Here is a 16,939-nt window from a genome sequence, read left to right on the forward strand (position 1 = left end):
GGCTTACCAACCCATCTACAGAACAGATAGGTAATGACTTTACCCCATCTGACGAATCCCTAGAATGCCGCCTCAGTGAGCAACAATTTATTTGAGGATTGAAATCATGAACGCTTACGCCTATCTGGCCATCGCAATCTGCGCCGAAGTGATCGCCACCGTGTCGATGAAAGCCGTCAAGGGTTTCAGCACGCCGCTGCCGCTGATCCTGGTCATCGTCGGCTATGCAATCGCGTTCTGGATGCTGACGCTGGTGGTGCGCACCGTTCCGGTCGGCGTCGCCTACGCGGTATGGGCCGGCATGGGTATCGTGATGGTCAGCGTCGCGGCGCTGTTTCTGTACGGGCAGAAACTCGATTTACCGGCGATGGCGGGGATGGCGCTGATCGTGCTGGGCGTAGTCGTCATCCAGCTGTTCTCGAAAACCGCAGGCCACTAAAAACAAAACACATCCCCCTGTAGGAGTGAGCGTGCTCGCGATAGCGGTCTGCCATTCAACATTCATGTCGTCTGGTAGACCGCTATCGCGAGCAGGCTCACTCCTACAGATATGCGTTTCCTCTGTTGATCATCGACAAATCCGCCCCTTTCCCGAGTCTGTATACTGCGCCCTCGTCTTGAACACTGAGGTCGCTGCATGCCATCCGTTATTTCCACCGACGTTCTGATTGTCGGCGCTGGTGTCGCCGGCCTCTGGCTGAACGCGCGCCTGCGCCGTCAGGGTTTTTCGACCGTGCTGGTGGAAAGCGCCAGCCTCGGCGGCGGGCAAAGCGTGAAGTCGCAGGGGATCATTCATGGCGGCGCCAAATACGCCTTGCACGGCGCATTGACCGGGGCTTCGGAAGCGATCGCCGACATGCCGCGGCGCTGGCGCGAAGCGCTGGCCGGCAACGGCGAGCTGGATCTTTCCGGCGTGCGCCTGCTGTCCGAAGCCCATTATCTGTGGTCGCCGGGCACGCTGGCCGGCAACCTCACCAGTTTCTTCGCCAGCAAAGCCGTGCGTGGCCGCGTCGATCAGGTCAAGGGCGACGAGCTGCCGCCGGCCCTGCAAGACAAGCGCTTCAAGGGCAAGGTCTACCGTCTCGCCGAACTGGTGGTCGACGTGCCGAGCCTGATTCAGCGGCTGGCCGACCTGGCCGGCGATGGCCTGCTCGCCGGGCAGTCCATCGAACCGCTGCTCGAGGATGGCGTGCTGGTCGGCCTGACGGTTGACGACCGCGCCATCCGTGCGCAGCGCATCGTCCTCAGTGCTGGCGCCGGCACTGCGCAGTTGCTCGAAGCGCTCGGCCTCAGCCAACCGGCGATGCAACGCCGGCCGCTGCACATGATCATCGCCAAAGGTCCGGGCCTGAAACCGCTGTACGCCCACTGCCTCGGCGGCGGGACCAAACCGCGCATTACCGTGACCACCCACCCGGCCGCTGATGGCCAATGGGTCTGGTACATGGGCGGCGATATCGCCGAGAGCGAAGGCGTGCATCGCGAGCCGGCCGAGCAGATCGCCACCGCGCAAAAGGAAATTGCTCAGTTGCTGCCGTGGATCGACCTCAGCACCACGCAATGGGCGACCCTGCGTGTCGACCGCGCCGAGCCGCTGCAAACCGGGCTGACGCGGCCAGACAACGCCTTCCTCGCCGAGCAGGGCCGCTTGCTGGTCGGCTGGCCGACCAAACTGGCGCTGGCGCCGGATTTTGCCGATCGGGTCATCGCCGCGCTGGAGCGCGACGGTATTGCGCCGCAAGCCGCCGAGCCATTGCCGCCACTGCCAAAACCGCCATTGGGTGTGCCGGCCTGGGAGCAATTGCTGCCATGACCATCGCCACCCTGCATGATTTTCATCGTCCATTGGGCAGCCTGGGCCTGACGGTTTCGCCGCTGGGTCTGGGCACGGTCAAACTCGGCCGCGACCAAGGGGTGAAATACCCCAACGGTTTTCAGATTCCCGACGACGACGCCGCGCGCATGCTGCTGCGTCAGGCCCACGAGCTGGGCATCAACCTGATCGACACCGCCCCGGCCTATGGCCGCAGCGAAGAACGCCTCGGCCCGCTGCTGCGCGGCCAGCGCCAGGACTGGGTGATCGTCAGCAAGGTCGGCGAGGAGTTTGCCGACGGCCTGTCGCGCCACGATTTCAGCGCAGCGCACACGCGAATGTCGGTGGAACGCAGCCTGCAACGTCTGGAAACCGATTTTATCGACCTGGTGCTGGTGCACTCCGACGGCAACGATCTGGCAATCCTTGAACGCGAAGAGGTTTACGCGACACTCGCGGCGCTCAAGGCCGAGGGCAAGATTCGCGGCTTCGGCTTTTCCGGCAAAACCGTCGAGGGCGGTCTCAAAGCCCTCGAGCAAGGCGACTGTGCGATGGTCACCTACAATCTGAACGAACAAAACGAGAGGGCGGTCATTGACTATGCTGCTGCCCACGGCAAAGCCATTCTGGTGAAAAAAGCCTTGGCCAGCGGTCACGTCTGTCTGAGTCCGGGCGTGGATCCGGTGCGTGCCAGCTTCGAGTTGCTGTTCGCGCAAGCTGGCGTCGCCAGTGCTATTGTCGGCACGATCAATCCGCTGCACCTCGCCCACAACGTTGCGACCGTTGCCCAGGTCCTTCGTGGTCACTGACGCCGCCCCGCGGCCTTAAGCAGGAGCCGATATGCCGCGCACGCTGATCCGCAAGAACCCGAGCAACTTCAAGACCCTGCCGCTGTTCGTCGAAGCCACTGCCGAAGGCCTGAGCTACCAGAGCGTCGGCATGCCGCTGAATTTCGCGCAGACCCTGCAGCGACGCAAGCCGGTGAGCGTGGCCGATGCCGAGCACTTCTCGCTGGAACTGGCCAACCTCGGCGTCTCGGTGCGCCTGACCCTCCACTGGCAGAATCGCGATTACTGGGTGCTGGTGCGCCAGCGCCGCCAGGATCGCGGCGACGTGGTGCTGAAATTGATTTCCGGTTACGTGCCGGCCCACGAATTGAATATTCCGCTGCACACAGCGATTCAGGAAATTGCCGAAGAGTGCCTGCTGGAAACGCCGGAAGGCTGGCTCGGCGGACGCTTCAATGACACCTGGCTACCGGCGCCCTACTCGGCGGCCCTGCATTATCGCGAAGCGCTGCCGTTTCGCCTGACGCCGCTGTCCGGCTCGGCACGACCGGTGCGTTGCGCCAGTCTGCAATTGCTCGAACGGCCGCGGGCCTATGTGCACCTGCCGACCGCTTCCCTGCAATTGATCTACGACTTGCGCCTGGACGTGCCCAAGGAAGCCAAGTCCCTGAGCCTGTTCCATGTCGATGAGCGGCTGGAAGGTGACCAACTGGTGGCCCGCCTCGATCGCAAGCGCCCCGACCTGTACCTGATGCCGCTCAAGGACGGCGCGCCAGTGGCCGAGCTGTACACGCTCAAGCGCGACAAACTTGTCCCGGCCAGTACCCGCGGGCTCTATCTGGCCGAGAGCTTCGCCACTCAGCAAGGCTGGGTGGTGCGCGAGGAGCGGATTCGCTGGAAGGACTGGCTGGTGCAACAAGGTCTGCAACCGGCCAAAGCCCCGCGTTCGGGGCTCAAGCAATTGAGCATCAAGGCGCTGCGACTGGTTGGCCTGGGCAAAAAGAAACCGGCCAAGTCATAAGTCAACGCCGGCGATCGAACCAGGTCCGCAGCGTGGCGAAGAAATGGAAGTAACGGTTCTCACGCTTGCCCATGCCACGCTTGGGCGAGAACGACTCTTCGGCGAAGGCACCGGTAATACGCACGCGTGACGCCTGGGTCGGCAATGTGCAGATTTTTGCATCTGCCTGTTGCAGCGCGTATTTGAGCAAGCGCTCGGAGTGCAGCTTTCTGCCGGTCGCCTGGCAGAAGTCGAAGATCCGCTCGATGCGCTTGCCATACGCGACGTAGGTATCGCGTCCGCACACTGCAAACCGATCATTGAGCCCGCCCCACCATTGCCAGTCCGGGATATAGGCGTAGTGCCGCCGAGCCTGGGCATGATTGAACACGTAGCCGGGCAACGCTGTGTGGAAGAAGTTGTCCGGGCGCACGTAAACGACGAAGTCCGGGGCGAAGGCTTCGATCATCGTGGTCACGGTGTGCAGCGAATTGAGCTGGTAAATCAGATTGCGCAGCGACGCATAGTCATCGGCCCAGGTGTCACCGAGTGACTTGACCCGTTCAAAATCCCAGCGCTCCAGCACGCCTTCGGTCGACGTCAGCGTGCCGGTCATCGCCTCGAAAGGCTGGTAGTTGTCAGCCGTCAGCGCGCCTTTTTCACCGGAGCGCGCATTCTGCACCTCATCGACCTTGTACAGATGGTAGAAGCACTGCACCTCGCTGCCCGCCGGCAACTGCGCCAGAACATTCTGTTCGATGGAAGGGAAGCAGATCGGCGAATTTCTCGGGATCCCGAAAAAAGCCACGGCGATTTTCAACACTCAACAGCACCTTTTGATAGTCGTTCGGGCCTGCCGGCATCCGGATAAACGATTTCGCTTACTTTCGTCGAAACAGCTTTTGCCACCAGCGCTGCGGTTGCAGCGCTATGGCGACGATATTCGATTGGCGTAGCCAGTCGCGCTCGTAGTCCCAGGCGTGCCCACCCCAGAGTTTCCCGGCTTCGTTGGAAAAGCCCAGGGTCAACACTTGATAGCTATAGCCGGCCTCACCGCGCAGCCAATCGAACAGCACCAGCGTATTGAAACCGGTGGATGGCCCGACATAGCGTTTGCCGCCCGGACGGTCAACCGGGTAATTCCATAGGGGTGGCAGCGGAATGCGGTCCCAGTACATGACCACGCGCGGCAACGGACACATCGGCGCAGCGCAGCCCACCAGCATGCTGAAACAGCGTTCGCCCGAGCGCTCGAACATTTGCTGTACAAGTGGCCCGTAAGGCAAACCAAAAAAGTAGGCGTCCGGCGCGTTGTAACCGTGCACGAAGACGTTGACGCTTTGCTCGTTGAGCAACGCTGCCTTGATACAGGTATTGAAGCTGACCACAACGTCATCGGCGCCAAGGTTCAGCGCCTGAAAGTCCGCTGCGGTGATGGCCGGGTTATTGGCAATCAGCACCACCCGCGCCGCACGACCCAGGCAGTCGCGCAGCGCTGCCGGCAATGCCTCGAACACCGCTTGATCGCCACCGGGCAGCGCATCCAGCGCCATGGGTTGATCCTTCATTTCAGACCGGCACCTTCATCCCGTAATGCACTTTGACCCACCATTGCGTGAATGCCGACGGTGGCTGCCACGGGCGCATTTCGCGCTGAATTTCTGCCGCCAAGGCTTGCCCGACACGGGCAAACGAATAGCGGCTCTCGGCAAACGCCTGGCCATTGCGGGCAATGCGCTCGGCCAGTTCGGGATCGCTCTGCAGCAGCTTGATCTTCTCCACCGCTTCTTCTTCGCTGCGATAGAACACGGTGTTGTGCATGTCTTCGAAACCGAGCAGGCGGTCTTCCTCGCCCTGGCTCCAGGCCAGCAGCACGCAGCCGCAGGCCATGGCCTCGAAGTTCTTGATCATGAACTCATTCATGCCGATGTCGGCGCTGACGAAGATGCGGATGCGGTTGAGGGTCTGCAGGTATTCCTCACCGGATTTGGTCCGGGTCACCAGCATTCCGGTCCGCCGCGAAAGCGACTCGAGCATGGCCTTGCGCTCGGCGTACTCGGTGCTTTTCAGGCTGCCGAGAAAACCGATGGGAATGTCGCGCTCGACGCCGGTGTTGTGCAGCATCTGCTCGTCATAACCCTTGGAGACGAACACCGTGTCGATGCCCTCGGCGAGCATCTTGCGCGCAACTACTGCACCGGACACCAGCGCCCGGCAACTCGGCAACCGCCGGTACAACCGCGAATACACGCCGCGGTACTTACTCGCCGGCATGTAGTTCTGATAGGCGTCGTGTTCAAGGAAAACCAGCCCCGGTATGCACTTGAGCACCCGCAACTGCGGAGTCAGACGTTTGACGCGGGAGAAAATCACCACACGATCGAAGGTCTGATAATCCACCGAGGCCAGAAACGGCCCCAGGTTCATCTGCTGCTGTTTGGTCAAACGATGGATGACGCATTCATCACAGTTCTGCTGCACGATGTCGTAGAGCCGGTCGAGAATGACCCGCTGTTCGTCCATCACCAGGAGCATGACTTTCATAAGTTAATGTCCACGCGACATTGGCAGGCAAGCGCAGCGGATTCAAACCTGCCAACTTCAACGGAAACGGTGAGATCCCCAAGGCAAAATCCGTTCACACGCAGTACACAACGGTAAAGATTCATCTGATCAGCGACTGCGGATCTTCTCGACAATCGCCGTCGTCGAGCTGTTTTCCACCAGTCCCAACACCTTCACGGTGCCGCCGTAAGCGCTGACGATATCGGCGCCGACCACCTGATCGATGCCGTAATCGCCCCCCTTGACCAACACGTCCGGCTTGAACTCGCGCAGCAGATTTTCCGGGGTGCCTTCAGAGAAGCTGATCACCCAGTCCACCGCACCCAGCCCGGCAAGAACCGCCATGCGCCGGTCCACGCTGTTGATCGGTCGGCCCGGCCCTTTCAGGCGGCTGACCGAGGCATCGTCGTTGACCGCGACGATCAAGCGATCGCCCTGCGCCCGCGCCTGCTCCAGATAGGTCACATGCCCAGCGTGCAGGATGTCGAAGCAGCCGTTGGTGAACACGATGGTCTCGTTGTGCGCGCGCGCATCGGCAACCGCGAGCAGCAGTTGCTCCAGGCCCAGCACACCACGCTCGGAACCTTCTTCACGCTGGATGGCGCGACGCAGTTCCGGGGCACTGATGGCGGCCGTACCGAGCTTGCCGACCACGATGCCGGCGGCCAGATTGGCCAGTGCGACCGCATGGGGCAGGTCTTCACCGGCGGCAATCGCTGCGGCCAGGGTGGAAATCACCGTGTCACCGGCACCGGTGACGTCAAAGACTTCGCGGGCTCGCGCCGGCAAGTGCAGCGCCGGTTGGTCCGGGCGCAGCAGGGTCATGCCGTGCTCGCCGCGGGTCACCAGCAGCGCCCCGAGTTCGAGATCCTGCATCAACGTGGCGCCCTTGCTCACCAGCTCATGCTCATCGACACAACCGCCGACGATGGCTTCGAATTCGCTGAGATTGGGGGTGATCAGGCTGGCGCCACGATAGATCGAGAAATCCTTGCCTTTCGGATCGGCCAGCACCGGGATGTTCTTGGCGCGGGCGGCCTGGATCAGCGCCTGATGATTTTTCAGTGCGCCTTTGCCGTAGTCGGAAAGGACCAGCACCTTGATGCCTTCGAGCAAGTCATCGACCTGCGAGCCGAGGGCCAAAGCATCGGTGGCGAACGGCTCTTCGAAATCGATACGCAGCAATTGCTGGTGCCGGCTCATGACCCGCAATTTGACGATGGTCGGCTGGTGCGCAATGCGCTGGAACAAGGCGCGGACGCCCGCCCCCTTGAGACTGTTGCTCAGGCTGTCGGCGGCTTCGTCATCGCCGGTCACACCGACCAGCGACGCCGGCGCACCCAGCGCGGCAATGTTCAGGGCAACGTTGGCGGCACCGCCCGGGCGGTCTTCGATTTGTTCGACCTTGACCACCGGCACTGGCGCCTCAGGGGAAATCCGTGAGGTTCCGCCATGCCAGTAGCGGTCGAGCATGACATCGCCGACTACCAAGACCGGGGCTTGATCGAAACGCGGCATGGACAACTTCATGGAGCAACCCACATACAAAATGAACAGGGGCGCGATATTACCACAGGGTAAAGCGCCGTCCGCCTCAATCTCAAAGGTCGCGCACCCAGAACAATTCGTGACGTCGTACAGACTTGCGGAAAAACTCGTTACTGCCAGTGGCGGGCCAGCGCCGGCCCGCCAGACCCTTCTGGAGCCAGCGGCGCAGTTTGCGCTTGAACACCTCGGCGCCCTGCAGATCGTGCTCCATGGCCAGCGCCATGGCTTTGTCCAGTTGCACCTGCGCAGACAGCAGCGGGCTCCACAGGCGATCGGCCGGCAATGGCTCGATGGCCGGCGGCAGCGCGATACCGCAACCGGCGGGGCCCATCGGCCAGCGATCGTTGTCGTGCAGATGATTGGCGTACATCAGCAGCGTGGTCGGCTTCCACTGACTGCGGCTGACCGCCTCAAGCAGCGCTTGCGTCGACGCGACATGATCACTGTGCGGATCGAGTTCGGGATGCGGTGTCACCAGCACTTCGGGGCGATAGTGCTCAAGCAGCACGGTCAGATCGCCGAGCAGATTCTCCCAGGTCGGCTGGCCGTCGCCATCGGCGGGCAGGCGCAACGGATTGTGCCGACGAACACTGCGCACATCGCTTTCCTGCGACTCGCGGGAGCCGAAAGACGTCGTTGGCGCGGCGGCCATCGCCGGCAGTTGCAGACAGTAATAACCCAGTTGCACGCAGCGCTCGGCGGGCACGCCACCCCAAAGTGGAATCACCAGACTGTCCCAGCTGCGCAAACGCCCCTTCAAACGCGCCGCCGCGGCTTGATCGAGCCCCAGCCGCTGATAATCCTCAGCCTCGATTTCGCCTTGGGTCAACGTGACGATGCTGACGTCATCGCAACGACTGTAAAGGCCGAACGCTGCCAGTTCGGCGTCATCGGCATGGGGCGCGATGACCATGACCCGCTGCCGGCTGAAATCGGGGTTGGCCATGACCCACAGCACACCCGTGTTCGCTGGCACGCAATGGCGACCGCGCAATGTCAGCGAACCCTGCGCCAAGGCTGTTTCCTGCCCGGACAGATTGAGGAAGCGTCGCCCGCGCACTCCGCGCTCGAATTCCTGACGATCATCGCCGAGCTGAACATACGGGTCGAGCCAGCGACCCAGCCATGTCGACTTCAGTTCCAGCTCCAGCACCAGCGTATCGCCCGGCGCCAACGGCTCGCTCAGGCGCACCACGCCAGCGTCGACGCTCACCGTCTGCCGCGCTGTCTGTGGGGGGAAGTTGTATTGATAGTCGTCAGACGGCCGATAGAACAGGTGATCGGCGAACCACGCCTCATGTGCGATCCAGGCCAGCACCAGCAACAGCGGCACCAGCCACCACTTGAGCAGAACGCCGATCAGCAACAGCGCCAGCACAAAGCCGATCAGGAACAGGCGCTTGTTGCGCCGGTGGGCCTTGAGGAGTTGCTGCTTGCGTGCGCTCATCGATTCAGACCTTGTAGACCGGCACCGTGTGGCACCAGCGATCCTTGTATTCCCGGTCGGCACGGCCGAACGAGTAACGCAGCGGCTTGCCCAGCGCCTGGGCATCCGCCCACGCCTGCTGGGTGTTGACGAAACTCAGCACACTGCCGGGGCTGAATTCGCGGCTTTGCGGATCGACCCCACCGTTGATGTATTCCAGCGAAACCCACTGTGGGGCCTCGACGCGATACAACACCTGAATGGCCACCGGCGATGAATCGAGCATCGCCACCGAGCCGGTCATGAACTCGCGCAACAAGCTGAACACTTCAACCAGCCCGGCCTTGCCCGGCACGTCAAAACCCCAGCGTCGCTGAAACAGATCGCCGTAAGCGGCGGCCTGCTCTTGCGCGGTAAAGTCGGACATCGGCACCAGAGACCCGCCCGCTTCTTCCAGCAGACGCTGCTCGCGGCGCTGGTTGTAGCGGAACTTCTTTGAATATTCTTCCGGCAATCGCGCCAGGGCCAAACCTTCGGGCTGCGGTTTCAGCGTGCTGATCTGCGTGGCATTGAGCTGCGACACGTACGCCATGCGCTGGCGCACCGGCACCACTACCTCAGCCGCAATCGGCAGGATGATTTCCGCGTTGCCCATGTCGAGCAAGCCGCGCTTGCCCTCGCGCTTGAGCACTTCTTTGGACAACGCCACATGCCGGCCCCAGCACGGCACGGCGGCGACGACTTCGCCGCCGACCAGCCAGCCCAGATAGCGCAGCTCGATATTGACGAAGCTCGACAAGCGCTCGACCACGTCGGGGTGCGTCGCAAAGCTGCCGCCGAAACGCTGCCAGGCCTGGGCATAACTGTCGCGGTCGATCTCGGTCCAGCCACGCTCACGGAAGCTGCGAAACACCGTCAGCATACGTCGGTCGCGTGGGTCGGCTGAGGTTCGTCACCTTCTTCGAATTCCTTGGCGTGCAGGCGTGCGTAATAGCCGTTCTGCTCAAGCAATTGCACATGGGAGCCGCGCTCGACGATCCGCCCTTCGTCCATGACCAGAATCAGGTCGGCTTTTTCGATGGTGCTCAAGCGGTGCGCGATCACCAGCGTGGTGCGGTTTTGCACAACATGATCGAGCGCCGCCTGAATGTGCCGCTCCGACTCGGTATCGAGGGCCGATGTAGCCTCGTCGAGGATCAGCAGCGGCGCATCCTTGAGCAAGGCGCGGGCGATAGCAATGCGCTGACGCTGACCGCCGGACAACAGCACGCCGTTTTCACCAACCATGGTTTCGTAACCCTGAGGCATCTTGGCAATGAACTCGTCGGCGTAGGCCTCGCGAGCCGCGCGCTTGACTTCCTCCAGCGGCGCACCGGCGAGGTCGCCGTAAGCGATGTTGTTGGTGACGGTATCGTTGAACAGCGTCACGGCCTGGGTCACCAGTGCGATCTGGCGGCGCAGGCTGCGCAGGGTGAAGTCCTGGACTTCGACGCCGTCGAGCAGAATCTGCCCGTGCTCGTGCTGGTAGAAGCGCGGAATCAACCCGGCGAGAGTCGACTTGCCGCTGCCCGAACGCCCGACCAGCGCAACCATCTGCCCCGGCTCGACGCTGAAACTGATGTCGTTGAGCACCGGTTTGTCGGTGTCCGGGTACTGAAAGGTCAGGTTGCGCACTTCCAGGCGTCCTTCGAGGCGATCGCGTTCGACGCTGCCCTGATCCACCTCGGCCGGCTCATCCAGTTGCTCGAAAATGCTTTCGGCACCGGCCACGCCTTTCTGAATCGTCGAGCTGACTTCCGACAACTGCCGGATCGGCTTGGGCAACAGACCCGCCATGGTGATGTAGGCCACCAGATCACCCGGCGAGGCATCGCCGCGAAGGTAAAGCACGAGGAACATGACCACGGCCATGGCGCTGTAGGTCACCAATTGCAGCATCGGCGTGTACACCGCGCCGGTCTTGGTCATCGTCAGTTGCTTGTCGGTATTGCTCTGGCTGGCATCGCGAAAGCGTTGCTTCTCATAGGTTTCGCCGCCGAAGCTGCGCACCACACGATAACCATGGATGGTCTCGGAGGCCACATGTGTGACGTTGCCCATCGACACCTGGATCTTCTTGCTCTGCTTGCGGAATTTCTTGCTGGTGCTGTTCACCATGATGCCGATGACCGGCAGGATCGCCACCATCACCAGGGTCAGCTTCCAGTTCATCCACAACAACGTGCAGAACAGAAAGATCACGGTCATGCCTTCGCGGATGACCACTTTGATCGCGTCCGTTGCCGCGCCGGTGACCATGGTCACGTTAAAGGTGATCCGCGAAATCAGATGACCGGAGTTGTTCTTGTCGAAGAAGCGGTTCGGCAGTTCCAGCAATTTGTTGAACAGCACCACCCGCAGGTCGTGGACCAGCCCCAGAGAAACCCGGGCGAGAAAGAAGTTACCGAGATACGAACCCACGCCCTGCAACAAGGCGATGAACACGATCATCAGCGGCACGGTTTGCAGCAACTGCAAATCGCCCAGATAAGGGTTGCCCGGGAACAGGCTGGCTTCAGGATTGGCCAGGCCGTCGACGAAGTACTTGAGGATGTAGGCGAGCATCGGCTGGGTCGATGCGAAAATCAGAAACCCGACGATGCTGAGGAGAAAAAGACCGGCATAGGGCCGCACGTAAGCCAAAAGGCGGAAGTAGATCGCCAGCGTTGACTGGGCTTTCGGTTCAGGACTGCTCATGGTGATCCGCACAATTCAGTGAGGCGGGGATGATATCACAGGCCTTTTTTCCCCGATAAACATGACGGCGCGCCAGCCTTTGACCAAGTCGGTTAAGATACGCCGCTAACGATGGGGAGCCCGCTATGCAATCGATTGACCACAGTACTTACGAGGCACTGCGCAAAGGTGCACAGGTTCTGGAGGCCGACGGTTCCGGCGACAAAGTGTTGAAGCTTGCCGACGGCCGCATGCTCAAACTGTTCCGTCGCAAGCGCCTGCTCAGCTCGGCGCTGTTCTTCCCCTACGCGCAGCGCTTTGCCAACAACACCCGGGCGCTTCAGCAACGCGGCATTCTTTGCCCGCAAGTCATCGCGGTCTATCGCATCCCGAGCATCGAACGCGACGGCGTTTACTACAGTCCGCTGGAAGGCCGTACGGTGCGCCAGTTGCAAGGTTCGCCCGAGGCTGGCGATTCACTGAGAATGCAGCTGGGCAGCTACTTTGCGCTACTGCATGAAAAAGGCGTGTATTTTCGATCGCTGCACTTTGGCAACGTGGTGCTGACGCCAGACAACCTATTGGGCCTGATCGACATCGCCGACTTGCGCTGCCAGAAACGCGCACTGAGTGACAGCAAACGCCTGCGCAACTTCGCGCACTTGCTGCGCTACAAGGAAGACCGTCAGTGGTTGCTTGGCGACGACGCCGGCGCCAGCTTTATCGAAGGCTACCGCCAGGCACTGCCGAGCAACCGACAGGCGCCACTGATCTCGCGCCTGCGGCCGTTGCTGGCGTAAGCCTCAGCGTCCGATGACTACGAGCGTGGCACCCTTGCGATTCTTGAAGTGTTCGAGCACGTGCATTTGGTGCGCCGCCAGCCACTCCTCCAGCCACGGCTCATCGCCCTTCGCCTCGATCACGAAGTAGCGGAATTTTGCCGCGTGCGTCGGCGACATCGCTTCTTCGCGGGTCAGGCTCGGCAGCACATAGCCGCGACCGGCGTAATAACTGATCCGACCGTCCTCGAAGTAGGTCGGCACGCCACGCTCGATGTGGCTTGACGCCCAGCGCCCGGCGGCAACGTAATGCGTCTTGCCGGCCCCGGTAGACACCACATTCGCCAGCATCATCAGCAAGCCCAGAACGACCAGCGCCTTGCCCAGCCACGGAAACTGGCGAACGAACGCCGCCAGCCCCATCGCCATCACCGGCACGAACAACAGGTTGAGGAAGCTCAGATAGCGCGCGTTCATGAACTGCTGCTTGACGAAAAACAGCACCAGCACCACCAGATACAGCAGCGCCGCCCAGGCGAACGGGCGGTAATCGCGCCAGTAAGTGCCGAGCACGCCCCAATGGCGACGCAGAACGAACGGCACAGCGAACGGCCCCATCAGCTTCACGAACGAGATGGTCATCGTCGCCAGGATGCCGAAAAAGATGATACGGCCGGCCTCGTCCCGGGAATATTTGTTGATCAGCGAATTGCCGAACTGATCGCACAACATCTGGAAGGAGGCCAGCACACCGCGAGGCTCGATCATGTCCAGATAGAGCATGACCCGCGCCGACATCAACACACCCGTTACGACCACCAGCAGCAGGCCTGCCATCGGCAGAATCGAGAACTGCACGAATTGCATGCGACGGTTCGGCGTCCACAGATTGGGCAGTTGCCACAGTGCCAGAGCCGGCACCAGCAGCAGCGCCTCAAGGCGAAACAGCGCCGCAGCAGCAATCGCCAGATGAATGGCGGCCGCCCACAGCCAACCGCCGCGTGATTGCCAGCGCGAGGCGAGCCACAGCGCCAAGGTACAGAAAAACCAGAAGCCGCATTCGCGGATGATGTCGTTTCGAAAGGCGTTGACCGCCGGCATCGCCAGCACCACAAGGCAGGCCCAGCGCGCCAGATCAGGCGAACGCTGACGCACGCAATCGACCATCAACGCGCTGGTACCGGCGAAAAACAGACCGCACCAGAGATACGCGCTCAATTCCAGCGGCAAGCGCAAAACATTGTGCGTGGCGGCGAGCAGTAACGAAAACCACGGCCAGTCGAACGTTGCCCATGCCACATTGGGGCCGAGCTCGGCGACCTGTTGCGCAATATCAATGTACAGCGCGGCATCGCGCCCCACCGTCGCCGTGCCCGACACAGCGATCAGCGATAACAGCACACTGGCGAAAAATGCCAGCCCTACAGGATATTCATCGATGATCCGGGAGACTTGAGCCCCAATCTTCATGCTCACAACCCTCACCCAGCCACCTCATCCATTATCAGGTACACGCACTTCCCTGCGGTTTAACGAAACAGTGATCGCAACGCCTTGCGCGCGTAGGACCAGCGTTTGATTGTGCGCCAGTCAGCACGCAAGGCCTTTAAATAGAAGTCCTTGGCCAATTGGTATTCGCCGTGCGAGTAGCAATCGCGAAACAAGGACAGACAACGCTGCGCCAGAAATGCCTGCCGTAAATCCTGCATTTGTTCAGGCATGCGCCGCTTGGAAAACACTTCGTTGACCACCTGATCGGTGCCAGCCGCAAGGCTCTGGCGCAAATCATGGCGCATGCTGTCCGCGTGCTTGTAAATGAGCGCCAACGGTTCGTTCACGACACTGCAGGGAAAGCGCGCCAGAACCTGGGCGAATACCGGCAAGTCTTCAACGTTGCGCAGATGCTCAGGATAATTGCCCGGGGCGAAAACGCTGCGATGCATCGCGCATGCGCCATTTGATATAGATACGGTCTTGTCCAGCAAGTAACTCTGCAACCGCTGTCGCGGCGCCGCCGGCAATGGCCTGGCGGCCTGCAAGCTGCGCTTGCCATCAGCGAATACCGACCAGTGCGAACCGATCACCATCAGGCTTTGCGGGTTACCGGCGATGTGTTGCGACAGCGCCGCCAATGCGCCCGGTGCCATCTCGTCATCAGAATCGAGAAACACCAGAAACTGCCCGGTGGTTTCCTCGATGCCAAGATTGCGCACCGAGGACAATCCACCATTGCTTTTGCGCAGCGCACGAAATCGCCCGCCATGCTTGCGCAAAAGCTGTTCGACGACCTCAGGCGTGTCGTCCGTCGATCCGTCGTCAATGACCAATAGATCCGCGGTCGCCTCATCCAGCTGCGCCAACACCGACTCCACTGCACGTGAAAGAGTTCGCGCGTAGTTGTAAACCGGAATGACGACGCTGATCAGTGTTTCAGTCAAGTCCGTATCCTTTCACACCCTCTTTCACGACCAGAATATCTTCCATGATCAGGTATTCCAGATCCGAACCGAAAAACATGTTCAGCGCATCGGTTGGCGAACAGATCATCGGCTCGCCACGACGATTGAGCGAGGTGTTCAGCGATACACCGTTGCCGGTGAGGTTTTCCAGCGCCTTCATCATGTCGTAGTAGCGCGGGTTGTATTCACGCTTGAGTACCTGGGCGCGAGAAGTGCCGTCTTCGTGGACGACTTCCGGCACACGGGTTTTCCACTCTTCAGCGACTTCGAAGGTGAACGTCATGAACGGTGCCGGGTGATCGATCTTGATCATCTGCGGCGCAACGGTGTCGAGCATCGACGGGCAGAAAGGCCTCCAGCGCTCGCGGAACTTGATCTGGTGGTTGATCCGGTCAGCCACGCCGGCGACGCTCGGGCAACCGATGATCGAACGACCGCCCAAGGCACGCGGGCCGAACTCCATGCGCCCCTGGAACCAGGCGACAGGGTTGCCGTCGACCATGATTTTAGCGATCTGCTCCGGCATGTTGTCGAGCTTGCGCCAGGCCGGCTTGTTGGCGTGACGAGCGCACGCGGCGATCACGTCTTCGTTGCTGTAGGACGGGCCGAGATAGACATGTTCCATCTTCTCCACCGGTACGCCACGCGCGTGCGACACATAAGCCGCGGCGCCCACTGCGGTGCCGGCATCGCCGGACGCAGGCTGCACGAACAGCTCCTTGATGTCGTCGCGGGCGATGATTTTCTGGTTCAGCTTGACGTTCAACGCACAGCCACCGGCGAACGCCAGCTTGCCGGTTTCCTTGAGCACGTCGCCCAGATAGTGGTCGATCATCTGCAACGCCAATTTCTCGAACAGCGCTTGCATGCTCGCGGCGTAGTGGATGTAAGGCTCGTCGGCGATATCACCTTCGCGCTTCGGGCCCAGCCACTCGATCAGCTTCGGCGAGAAGTAGAAGCCTTTGCCCTTCTCCTTGTAGCGACGCAGGCCGATCACGTTGGCGTAGTCGGTGTTGATCACCAACTCGCCGTTCTCGAACGAGGCCAGACGCGAAAAGTCGTACTTGCTGGCATCACCGTAGGGCGCCATGCCCATGACCTTGAACTCGCCGTCGAGCATTTCGAAGCCGAGGAACTCGGTGATCGCCCCGTACAGACCGCCGAGGGAGTCCGGATCGAAGAATTCCTTGATCTTGTGGATCTTGCCGTTTTCGCCGTAGCCGAAGAAAGTTGTGGCGTACTCGCCCTTGCCGTCGATCCCGAGGATCGCGGTTTTTTCCTTGAAACCGGAACAGTGGTAAGCGCTGGAGGCGTGGGCCAGGTGATGTTCGACCGGCTCGATCTTGATCTTTTTCGGATCGAAACCCAGTTGCTCCAGGCACCAGACGATCTTGTTGCGGTAGCGCTTGTAGCGGCGGTTGCCCATCAGGATCGCATCGAGGGCGCGATCCGGGGCATACCAGTAGCGCTTGGCATAGTGCCAGCGGGCCTTGCCGAAGAGACTGATCGGAGCAAACGGGATCGCAACCACGTCAACATCGGACGGCTTGATGCCGGCCTGTTCCAGACAGAACTTTGCCGATTCGTAGGGCATGCGGTTCTTTGCATGCTTATCGCGTACGAAGCGCTCTTCTTCAGCCGCCGCCACCAGCTTGCCGTCGATGTACAAGGCTGCTGAAGGGTCATGGCTAAGGGCGCCGGACAGGCCAAGAATCGTCAATGCCACAGGGGTCTAGCCTCTTTAGTCTGCGTACAGGCGCGATGCGCCTTGAAAAATGGATGTATCCCCGCACAGGCGAGAGACAGCTAAAGCGCGGGATTATAGCGTAAACGACAGGGGAATTAC

15 protein-coding genes are annotated in these 16,939 nt (G+C 61.0%); 5 read left to right on the plus strand and 10 right to left on the minus strand.

The window, feature by feature from the left end:
• Nucleotides 1-106: 106 nt before the first annotated feature.
• The 4 genes from J3P75_RS25275 to J3P75_RS25290 all read left to right on the plus strand — a co-directional run bounded on the left by J3P75_RS25275 (nt 107) and on the right by J3P75_RS25290 (nt 3,622).
• On the plus strand, nt 107-439 hold the full coding sequence (locus tag J3P75_RS25275; RefSeq protein WP_434708589.1) for a DMT family transporter: 333 nt from the start codon (nt 107-109) through the stop codon (nt 437-439).
• Nucleotides 440-637: 198 nt separating this feature from the next.
• Nucleotides 638-1,813: an NAD(P)/FAD-dependent oxidoreductase gene (locus tag J3P75_RS25280; protein WP_434708590.1), complete on the plus strand. Its 1,176-nt coding sequence runs from the start codon at nt 638-640 to the stop codon at nt 1,811-1,813.
• The gene (locus J3P75_RS25285) at nt 1,810-2,622 is read left to right on the plus strand and encodes an aldo/keto reductase (RefSeq protein ID WP_434708591.1); all 813 of its coding nucleotides are present in this window, start codon (nt 1,810-1,812) and stop codon (nt 2,620-2,622) included. The genes J3P75_RS25280 and J3P75_RS25285 overlap by 4 nt, the downstream gene beginning before the upstream one ends.
• Before the next feature lie 31 nt (nt 2,623-2,653).
• Nucleotides 2,654-3,622 (plus strand): metal ABC transporter ATPase, encoded by a 969-nt coding sequence (locus J3P75_RS25290; RefSeq protein ID WP_090280655.1) that lies wholly within the window; start codon nt 2,654-2,656, stop codon nt 3,620-3,622.
• Nucleotide 3,623: 1 nt separating this feature from the next.
• Here the strand turns inward: J3P75_RS25290 and J3P75_RS25295 are convergent, their stop codons facing one another.
• The 7 genes from J3P75_RS25295 to msbA all read right to left on the minus strand — a co-directional run bounded on the left by J3P75_RS25295 (nt 3,624) and on the right by msbA (nt 11,876).
• Nucleotides 3,624-4,424, minus strand: a complete 801-nt coding sequence (locus J3P75_RS25295; protein ID WP_434708592.1) for a hypothetical protein — start codon at nt 4,422-4,424, stop codon at nt 3,624-3,626.
• A gap of 58 nt (nt 4,425-4,482) precedes the next feature.
• A complete protein-coding gene (locus J3P75_RS25300; RefSeq protein WP_434708593.1) occupies nt 4,483-5,169 on the minus strand; it encodes a hypothetical protein in 687 nt (228 codons plus the stop codon).
• A gap of 1 nt (nt 5,170) precedes the next feature.
• Nucleotides 5,171-6,145 (minus strand): glycosyltransferase family protein, encoded by a 975-nt coding sequence (locus J3P75_RS25305; protein WP_434708594.1) that lies wholly within the window; start codon nt 6,143-6,145, stop codon nt 5,171-5,173.
• A gap of 129 nt (nt 6,146-6,274) precedes the next feature.
• Nucleotides 6,275-7,696 carry a bifunctional D-glycero-beta-D-manno-heptose-7-phosphate kinase/D-glycero-beta-D-manno-heptose 1-phosphate adenylyltransferase HldE gene (gene hldE, locus J3P75_RS25310; protein WP_434708595.1) on the minus strand — a complete coding sequence of 474 codons (1,422 nt, stop codon included), beginning with the start codon at nt 7,694-7,696 and terminating at the stop codon, nt 6,275-6,277.
• 70 nt (nt 7,697-7,766) lie between these two features.
• Nucleotides 7,767-9,161: a PIG-L deacetylase family protein gene (locus J3P75_RS25315; protein ID WP_434708596.1), complete on the minus strand. Its 1,395-nt coding sequence runs from the start codon at nt 9,159-9,161 to the stop codon at nt 7,767-7,769.
• A 4-nt stretch (nt 9,162-9,165) separates the two neighbouring features.
• Nucleotides 9,166-10,062 (minus strand): GNAT family N-acetyltransferase, encoded by an 897-nt coding sequence (locus J3P75_RS25320; protein WP_434708597.1) that lies wholly within the window; start codon nt 10,060-10,062, stop codon nt 9,166-9,168.
• Nucleotides 10,056-11,876, minus strand: a complete 1,821-nt coding sequence (msbA, locus tag J3P75_RS25325) for a lipid A export permease/ATP-binding protein MsbA (protein ID WP_434708598.1) — start codon at nt 11,874-11,876, stop codon at nt 10,056-10,058. The genes J3P75_RS25320 and msbA overlap by 7 nt, the downstream gene beginning before the upstream one ends.
• A 125-nt stretch (nt 11,877-12,001) precedes the next feature.
• Between msbA and J3P75_RS25330 the strand changes: the two genes are divergently transcribed.
• Complete coding sequence (locus J3P75_RS25330; RefSeq protein WP_434708599.1) at nt 12,002-12,655, plus strand: toluene tolerance protein; 654 nt, start codon at nt 12,002-12,004, stop codon at nt 12,653-12,655.
• Nucleotides 12,656-12,658: 3 nt separating this feature from the next.
• Here the strand turns inward: J3P75_RS25330 and J3P75_RS25335 are convergent, their stop codons facing one another.
• The 3 genes from J3P75_RS25335 to J3P75_RS25345 are packed head-to-tail and all read right to left on the minus strand — an operon-like array spanning nt 12,659 to nt 16,819.
• Nucleotides 12,659-14,104: a hypothetical protein gene (locus J3P75_RS25335; protein WP_434708600.1), complete on the minus strand. Its 1,446-nt coding sequence runs from the start codon at nt 14,102-14,104 to the stop codon at nt 12,659-12,661.
• A 59-nt stretch (nt 14,105-14,163) separates the two neighbouring features.
• A complete protein-coding gene (locus tag J3P75_RS25340; protein ID WP_434708601.1) occupies nt 14,164-15,072 on the minus strand; it encodes a glycosyltransferase family 2 protein in 909 nt (302 codons plus the stop codon).
• Nucleotides 15,065-16,819: a carbamoyltransferase family protein gene (locus tag J3P75_RS25345; RefSeq protein WP_434708602.1), complete on the minus strand. Its 1,755-nt coding sequence runs from the start codon at nt 16,817-16,819 to the stop codon at nt 15,065-15,067. Before J3P75_RS25345 ends, J3P75_RS25340 begins: the two co-directional genes overlap by 8 nt.
• Nucleotides 16,820-16,939: the final 120 nt, after the last annotated feature.

This window comes from Pseudomonas sp. R1-1 (genome assembly GCF_051132135.1).
In the GTDB taxonomy this organism is placed as follows: domain Bacteria; phylum Pseudomonadota; class Gammaproteobacteria; order Pseudomonadales; family Pseudomonadaceae; genus Aquipseudomonas.

Bases quoted from the DNA above. Each gene is read 5' to 3' on its own strand.
- J3P75_RS25300 (WP_434708593.1), bottom strand. From the start codon at position 5,169: ATGAAGGATCAACCCATGGCGCTGGATGCGCTGCCCGGTGGCGATCAA.
- hldE (WP_434708595.1), bottom strand. From the start codon at position 7,696: ATGAAGTTGTCCATGCCGCGTTTCGATCAAGCCCCGGTCTTGGTAGTC.
- J3P75_RS25290 (WP_090280655.1), top strand. From the start codon at position 2,654: ATGCCGCGCACGCTGATCCGCAAGAACCCGAGCAACTTCAAGACCCTG.
- msbA (WP_434708598.1), bottom strand. From the start codon at position 11,876: ATGAGCAGTCCTGAACCGAAAGCCCAGTCAACGCTGGCGATCTACTTC.
- J3P75_RS25280 (WP_434708590.1), top strand. From the start codon at position 638: ATGCCATCCGTTATTTCCACCGACGTTCTGATTGTCGGCGCTGGTGTC.
- J3P75_RS25335 (WP_434708600.1), bottom strand. From the start codon at position 14,104: ATGAAGATTGGGGCTCAAGTCTCCCGGATCATCGATGAATATCCTGTA.
- J3P75_RS25315 (WP_434708596.1), bottom strand. From the start codon at position 9,161: ATGAGCGCACGCAAGCAGCAACTCCTCAAGGCCCACCGGCGCAACAAG.
- J3P75_RS25285 (WP_434708591.1), top strand. From the start codon at position 1,810: ATGACCATCGCCACCCTGCATGATTTTCATCGTCCATTGGGCAGCCTG.
- J3P75_RS25320 (WP_434708597.1), bottom strand. From the start codon at position 10,062: ATGCTGACGGTGTTTCGCAGCTTCCGTGAGCGTGGCTGGACCGAGATC.
- J3P75_RS25305 (WP_434708594.1), bottom strand. From the start codon at position 6,145: ATGAAAGTCATGCTCCTGGTGATGGACGAACAGCGGGTCATTCTCGAC.
- J3P75_RS25275 (WP_434708589.1), top strand. From the start codon at position 107: ATGAACGCTTACGCCTATCTGGCCATCGCAATCTGCGCCGAAGTGATC.
- J3P75_RS25330 (WP_434708599.1), top strand. From the start codon at position 12,002: ATGCAATCGATTGACCACAGTACTTACGAGGCACTGCGCAAAGGTGCA.